Origin of the sequence: Chroococcidiopsis cubana SAG 39.79 (genome assembly GCF_003991895.1) — a bacterium.
GTDB classification, from domain to species: Bacteria; Cyanobacteriota; Cyanobacteriia; order Cyanobacteriales; family Chroococcidiopsidaceae; genus Chroococcidiopsis; species Chroococcidiopsis thermalis.
The window spans coordinates 1-1,480 of record NZ_RSCK01000243.1; the positions used below are offsets into that span (position 1 = coordinate 1).

Here is a 1,480-nt window from a genome sequence, read left to right on the forward strand (position 1 = left end):
CCACCTGTAAATTATCCGTTGATGCCACTAGACTAGGAGAACGACCAGAGATGGGTGGGAACGAGCGTCAAAAGGAGCAAAGTATGAGAGCAAGAGTGGAAATAGTGATTCGAGATGAAGCCGGGAATATTTTGAGCCATCTAGCGCCACACGAGATAGATTTAGGGGGTCAAAGTTTGCATGAGATCGAGGGAGCAGTTGAAAACTGGAAACAGCAGGCACTACCCGAAATAGAAGCAAGCTTGTTAACTGGGGCTCAAACCCAGTTCACGCAAGAGATAAAAAAAACAGAAATTTAATTGTAACGGCACACGACTAGTATGGATTAAGACAATACATGGAAAGTTTGTATTCGGTTTACAGAAATACCAATTTGATGGACGAGGAACCAACTACTTAGCTCTAACAAATCAATTGCAATCAGGCTATATGAGTTCAAGATTGCAGGAGTTTTGTGGTTACTACAGTAATCGCCTCAGTTATGAAGAAGTAGCTAGTTTAGTAGAAAGAGTTAGTGGAGAGAGACTATTAAGTGACCAAAAGATAGGACAAATAGTAAGTAACAAAGCTCTAGAATTTAGCCAAGAAATTTATGAAAGTACAAGAATAACTCTGGCTAAAAGTAACCAAGATGTAGTGAAAGTAAATCCCACAGTAAATATTTACCAGCCAGAATCAAAAGAAATTCTTTTATTTGAGGATGGCATTCAAGTAAAAGGGCAGAAAGAGCAAAGACAAGCCAGAAACCAGCTCGTCAGGGAAGGTGAGAGCTTGAGTGAGCTTGTCACTAAAACTCCAGCCATCATAACAGATATTGTATTATTACAAAAAGCAACTGGGGAGTTTGAATACATAGCTGCGCCTATTGATGCAAAAGGTAAAGATTTACTCACCTTAGCCAGTGTAGTTAAAGCTAAAGTCATACAAGAATATGGGAGAAAAACTTTTCCATTAAATTTAGTAGCGATTACTGATGGAGCTAGAACTATTCGTCATCGGCTTCTCAGCATTTTTGGTGTAGCAGTTACCGTGGTTTTAGATTGGTATCATCTGAGCAAGAAACTCCGAGAATTGATGTCAATGATTGCTGTCAATAAGCTGGAAAAAGTCCAGCACTTAAAATTTCTACTCTCACATTTAAGGCAGGGTAAAACCACCGTTGCCCTAGAGTACTTGAAGCACCAGATTAATGCTAAAAATTTGGATAAATGGGGTGAATTAATTGGATATTTGGAAAAACATCAACTCGAAATTATTAACTACGAGTGCCGCAGAAGAGCTGGTAAAACTATCGGCAGTGGACGAATGGAGAAGGCAGTAGATTTAACAGTTGGGCAGCGGCAGAAGAACAAGGGTATGAGCTGGCGACCTAATGGTAGTAGAGCCTTAAGTTTACTCAAAGTGGCTGAACTAAACGGTCAGTGGCAGCAGTTGTGGTTCCCCGCTCTGGCTGCCTAATCAACGGATTATTTACAGGTTG

General features: G+C 40.3%; 2 protein-coding genes. Both read left to right on the forward strand.

Annotation, left to right across the window (positions count from 1 at the left end):
• The coding region (locus DSM107010_RS37670) for a hypothetical protein (RefSeq protein ID WP_199756062.1) at window positions 1-299 on the forward strand (299 nt) is incomplete at its 5' end.
• A 130-nt stretch (window positions 300-429) separates the two neighbouring features.
• Window positions 430-1,458, forward strand: coding sequence for a hypothetical protein (locus DSM107010_RS37675; protein WP_106168931.1), 1,029 nt, complete (start codon window positions 430-432; stop codon window positions 1,456-1,458).
• Window positions 1,459-1,480 lie beyond the last annotated feature (22 nt).